7 protein-coding genes are annotated in these 4,722 nt (G+C 67.5%); 5 read left to right on the forward strand and 2 right to left on the reverse strand.

The genetic code is table 11. The annotated features are described in order from the left end of the window. Positions 1-11 precede the first annotated feature (11 nt). Both ACOJSF_RS04850 and clpS read left to right on the forward strand, forming a co-directional pair. Positions 12-179 carry a phasin family protein gene (locus ACOJSF_RS04850; RefSeq protein WP_420141105.1) on the forward strand — a complete coding sequence of 56 codons (168 nt, stop codon included), beginning with the start codon at positions 12-14 and terminating at the stop codon, positions 177-179. 159 nt (positions 180-338) lie between these two features. Beyond that, entirely contained in the window at positions 339-692 is a 354-nt protein-coding gene (gene clpS / locus ACOJSF_RS04855) for an ATP-dependent Clp protease adapter ClpS (RefSeq protein ID WP_420141099.1), read from the forward strand. A gap of 14 nt (positions 693-706) precedes the next feature. Here the strand turns inward: clpS and ACOJSF_RS04860 are convergent, their stop codons facing one another. After that, the gene (locus ACOJSF_RS04860) at positions 707-1,444 is read right to left on the reverse strand and encodes a Crp/Fnr family transcriptional regulator (RefSeq protein ID WP_420141100.1); all 738 of its coding nucleotides are present in this window, start codon (positions 1,442-1,444) and stop codon (positions 707-709) included. Positions 1,445-1,603: 159 nt separating this feature from the next. Here ACOJSF_RS04860 and murA point away from each other — a divergent pair, with 159 nt between their 5' ends. Genes murA through ACOJSF_RS04875 form a run of 3 tightly spaced genes read left to right on the forward strand, consistent with a single transcriptional unit; the run spans position 1,604 to position 3,938 of the window. Further along, entirely contained in the window at positions 1,604-2,887 is a 1,284-nt protein-coding gene (gene murA, locus ACOJSF_RS04865) for a UDP-N-acetylglucosamine 1-carboxyvinyltransferase (RefSeq protein WP_420141101.1), read from the forward strand. Between the two features lie 53 nt (positions 2,888-2,940). Further along, positions 2,941-3,336, forward strand: a complete 396-nt coding sequence (locus ACOJSF_RS04870; RefSeq protein ID WP_420141102.1) for a hypothetical protein — start codon at positions 2,941-2,943, stop codon at positions 3,334-3,336. Between the two features lie 5 nt (positions 3,337-3,341). After that, complete coding sequence (locus ACOJSF_RS04875; RefSeq protein ID WP_420141103.1) at positions 3,342-3,938, forward strand: phosphatase PAP2 family protein; 597 nt, start codon at positions 3,342-3,344, stop codon at positions 3,936-3,938. A gap of 19 nt (positions 3,939-3,957) precedes the next feature. Here the strand turns inward: ACOJSF_RS04875 and ACOJSF_RS04880 are convergent, their stop codons facing one another. Next, positions 3,958-4,608 (reverse strand): DedA family protein, encoded by a 651-nt coding sequence (locus ACOJSF_RS04880; protein WP_420141104.1) that lies wholly within the window; start codon positions 4,606-4,608, stop codon positions 3,958-3,960. Between the last annotated feature and the right edge of the window lie 114 nt (positions 4,609-4,722).

The raw sequence follows: 4,722 nt of genomic DNA on the forward strand, positions 1-4,722 counted from the left end.
CGCCGACCGAGCTGTTCCAGCTCCAGAGCGAATTCGCCAAGGCGCAGTTCGACAGCGCGGTGGCCGAAGCTTCGAAGGTCAGCGAAGTCGTGATGAAGGCCGCCGGCGAGATCGTCCAGCCGCTCTCCAACCGCTATGCGCTGGCGACCGAGAAGTTCAAAAGCAACGCTTCGCTCTGATCCGGGATTGGGGGTTTGCCCCCTCCAGCACGAGCATTTGAAACGGCCGCCCCGTCGGGGGTGGCCGTTTCTTTTTGCAGCAGGTGCAATGACGGGCTTCTGGGCGGGCACACCCCCTTGTCCGAAGCCGTTCGGATGCCATATTCCTGATCTGCACCTATGAACGAGAACCAGCACACCCCGCGCATGGCCGCCGGCAAGGACGGCGATGAGGATGGCACCGGCCTGGGCGTCGCCACGCGCACCCGCGCCAAGACCAAGCAGCCTTCGCTGTACAAGGTGCTAATGCTCAACGACGACTACACGCCGATGGAATTCGTCGTGCTGTGCCTGCAGCGCTTCTTCCGCATGGGCCTGGAGGATGCGACGCGAGTCATGCTCCACGTCCACCAGAAGGGGGTCGGGGTGTGCGGCGTCTTCACCTATGAAGTGGCGGAGACCAAGGTGGGACAGGTCATGGACTTCGCCCGCCAGAACCAGCATCCCCTGCAATGCACGCTGGAAAAGGCCTGAACTGACAGCCTCGCCTAGCGCGCGGGGGGCAGCCAGCCGACAATCATCGTCTCGCGCCGTGGGGTATGATTGGCCAGCCGCGCCAGCCGGGCCACGTCGGGGATCCGCAAAGTACCGCCCGTGCGCATGATCAGCCCCTGTTCGGCCAGCGCGCGCAGCGTGCGGTTGACGTGAACGGCGGTCAGCCCGGTCAGGTCGCCAATCTCCTCCTGCGTCAGTGGCAGGATGAACCCGTCATCCACCGGCATATCGGCCGCGCGCATTCGGTTCGCCACCCACATCAGCAAAGCGGCCACGCGGCCTTTCGCGGAGGCGCGACCCAGCGACACCAGTCGCTCGGTCAACGTTACGCGTTCGATCTGCTGCGCCGCGAACAACAAGGCGCCGATGCGCGGGTGATCGGCGAAGACGCCGCCCAGCGCGATGCTGTCGACGATGCAGACGTCGGCGTCCGTCAGCGAGGTGATCGTGTCCGGCGCTTCGGCGAAGGCGAGCCCGTCGAGCCCCAGCAGGTCACCGCGAAAATGCAGCCGAATGATCTGCCGCCGGCCGTCCTCGAGCAGGGCGGAGCTGGATAGCCACCCACCCAGCACCACCATGACATCGCCGGGTGCGCCGTGTTCAGCACGAACGACGGCGCCGCGCCGATAATGGCGCGCGCCCGTGACGATCCCATCAAGCGCCGTCCGTTCCAATTCGGTCAATTCGATATATCGGCCGAGATATTCGGCCAGGCACGCCTCACGACGCATTCACGCAATGTCCCCCGTTTGTGCCCCGGCGTTAGCGCGAACTCGGCGCCGGACGCGCTAACACGCATCAACCCTGTCTGGATGATGCGACGAAATGACGCGCCGGCATCGGCCGGTCCCCGCTTGGCAGGGGGGCGCACCACCCTCTACAGCGGCCCGATGGACCGTATCATCATCCGTGGGGGCAGGCGGCTCGAAGGCCGCGTGCCGGTTTCCGGCGCCAAGAATGCCGCGCTCACCCTTTTGCCATGCGCGCTGCTGACAGATCAGCCGCTGACGCTCACCAATCTTCCGCGTTTGGCCGACGTCGAGGGCTTCGGCCATCTGATGAACGAGCTTGGCGTGTCGACCACCATCGCCGGCTTGCGATCGGGCTCGAACCTGCGGGCGATGACATTGGACGCGAACACGATCGGGTCGACCACTGCCCCGTATGAGATCGTGCGGCGCATGCGCGCGTCGATCCTCGTGCTGGGGCCACTGGTTGCGCGCGCGGGCGAGGCCACGGTCTCGCTCCCGGGCGGTTGTGCGATCGGCAACCGCCCGATCGACCTGCACCTCAAGGCGCTGGAGGCGCTGGGCGCGGAGATCGAGCTGGCGGCGGGCTATGTCCGCGCGAAGGCGCCGTCGGGCGGCCTGACCGGCGGACACATCATCTTCCCGATCGTGTCGGTCGGCGCGACCGAGAATGCACTGATGGCCGCTACGCTGGCGCGTGGGGAGACGGTGATCGAAAATGCCGCGCGCGAGCCTGAAATCGCCGACCTGTGCCGCTGCCTGGTCGCGATGGGCGCCGAGATCGAAGGCATCGGCACGGAGCGGCTGGTGGTGCAGGGCAAGTCCGCGCTGCACGGCGCCGAGCACCGCGTCATGCCCGACCGGATCGAGGCGGGCAGCTATGCCTGCGCGGCGGGCATTACCGGGGGCGACCTGCTGCTTGAAGGCGCGCGCGCGGACGACATGCACGCAATCCTCGTCAGCCTGACCGACGCCGGCCTGTCCGTGACCGAGGAGGCCGACGGTATCCGCGTCAAGGCCGACGGCCCGCTCCGGCCAATGACTCTTTCGACCGCGCCGTTTCCCGCCTTTCCGACCGACATGCAGGCGCAATTCATGGCGATGCTGACGCTGGCCCAGGGCACGAGCGTGCTGACCGAGACGATTTTCGAGAACCGCTACATGCACGTGCCCGAGCTTGCGCGCATGGGGGCGGATATTCAGGTCCACGGCCGCACCGCGATCGTGAAGGGAGTCGACCGGCTGCTCGGTGCGCCCGTGATGGCGACTGACCTGCGCGCGTCGATGAGCCTGGTCCTCGCGGGGCTCGCGGCCGAGGGCGAGACGCAGGTCCATCGCGTCTACCATCTCGACCGCGGCTACGAACTGCTCGAGGATAAATTGTCCGCCGTGGGCGCCGATATCGAGCGCGCCGGGGGCGGCTGACGCGGAACCGGCCGGCGGCGTGCGAGTCTTTTACGGCAATCGGGAGTCGGTCGATGGCAAAGAAAAAGAACAAGAAAGGCAGCAGCGCAGCGAAGAGCACCAAGCTGCCCAAGGAACTGCGCAAGCCGCTCGGCATCGCGCTGGAACTGGCGCAGAGCCCGATGGCGCGCGAGATCGCCGCCTCGCTGCTGGTGGCGGCCGCTTCCGCGCTGGTCACGCGTCGCGAGGATAAGGATGGCGCGTCCCGTCCAAAGGCGGGGGAGGGCGATCCGTCGCGGCTGAAGCCGAAGTCCGACCCGGGGAAGGCCGGCGGAGAGATCGCGGAACTCGTCGTGCAGGGCATTGCCGCATTCGTAGGCAATCTCGGCAAGACGGCGCACGCATCGGGACATGACTCGCCAGGGCAGAACGAGACGCCTCCTCGGCCCAAGCCCAAGCTGGTTCCCTGACGCGCGTGGCAGCATCGAGGAAACGCGAGGCCACGCCGGTCGAGAAGGCCGAGGTCCGGCTGATCCGCCGGGCGGGCCCGATGCTGCGCCACCCTCTGGTCGAGACCGCGAGCGCGGCCGGCAAGATCGGGGACCAGCCGCCTCTGCTGGCCTTGTCGGGCGCCGTAATGGCCTTGGGCCTGCTGTGCCGGGACGTGAAGCTCGCGCGCACCGGCGCCCGCATGACGCTGGCGCACATGCTCGCGACCGCCGGCAAGTCGGTCGGCAAGGACAATATCGATCGAACGCGGCCGTACCGCAGCGCGGACGGGGGGCGCTACAAGGCCGAGCCTGGAAAGTCGCGCGATCCAGGGCTGCGTTCCTTTCCATCGGGGCATACGGCCGGAGCGGTCGCGGTGGCGCAGGCGATCAGGCGCGAATATTCGGGCGCGCCGGGCTTGGCCGCGCAGGGGGCGGCCGCTTTGATCGGCCTGTTCCAGATTTCGCGCCGCGCGCATTTTCCTACCGACGTGGCGGCGGGCGCGCTGATCGGCGGCGTCGCGGAAGCGGCGGTTGCAGCGGGCGCGCGCGCTTTTTGGCGGGCGCGCGACGCGGGGCGCTGACGGGCCCCGCCCGGCGGCTCTAGCTGGCCAGTCCGCGCTTTCTGCGCCGGGCCTTGTCGCCGCCGAACAGTCGCGCGCCGATCACGAGGCCGCCGATGGTCAGCGCGGTCACGAACAGTCCGAGCCCGAGGATATGCGCTTCGGTGATCTCCTCGACCGGACCCATCGATTTTGCAGCTAGGAAGCCCGGGGTCAGCAGCGCGGGAACCCAGATGATCGCGGAGGTGACGTTCGCAATCTGGAAGGTGCGCGATCGCATTCCCATCACCCCCGCGACCAGCGGGATGGTCGCGCGCACCGGCCCCAGAAAGCGGCCAAGCAGGATCGAGATGAGGCCATAGCGGCGGAAGAACAGCCGCGTCTGCGCCACCGCATGGCGATGCCGGTTGAGCGGCCAGCGATAATAAGCCGAATGGCCGATCGACTGGCCGATCACGAAGGACAGCCAGTCGCCCAGGATGGCGCCGATGAGCGACCAGAAGACGACCGGGATGGGATCGATCAGGCCGCTGCCGATCATGCCCCCGGTCGCGATCATCAAGGCGGTCGCGGGGATCAGCAGGCCGATGATCGCGAGCGATTCACCGAAAGCCAGGAGGCCGACGATGGGGCCGGCCCACGCCTGATGCTCGTTCACGAGCATGACCATGCCGGCAATGAATTCGTCCACCGTGACCTCTCCTCCCCGCCACGTGACGCCATTTGCGGGGACATGCAATCCTGCGCGCGGGCGTTGTGGGGCTCAAGGGATTACGGCCGGCAACCGGATGAGTTGCCTTGCTTC

The sequence above is a fragment of the Sphingomonas sp. genome, assembly GCF_048594985.1.
Taxonomy (GTDB): domain Bacteria; phylum Pseudomonadota; class Alphaproteobacteria; order Sphingomonadales; family Sphingomonadaceae; genus Sphingomonas_I.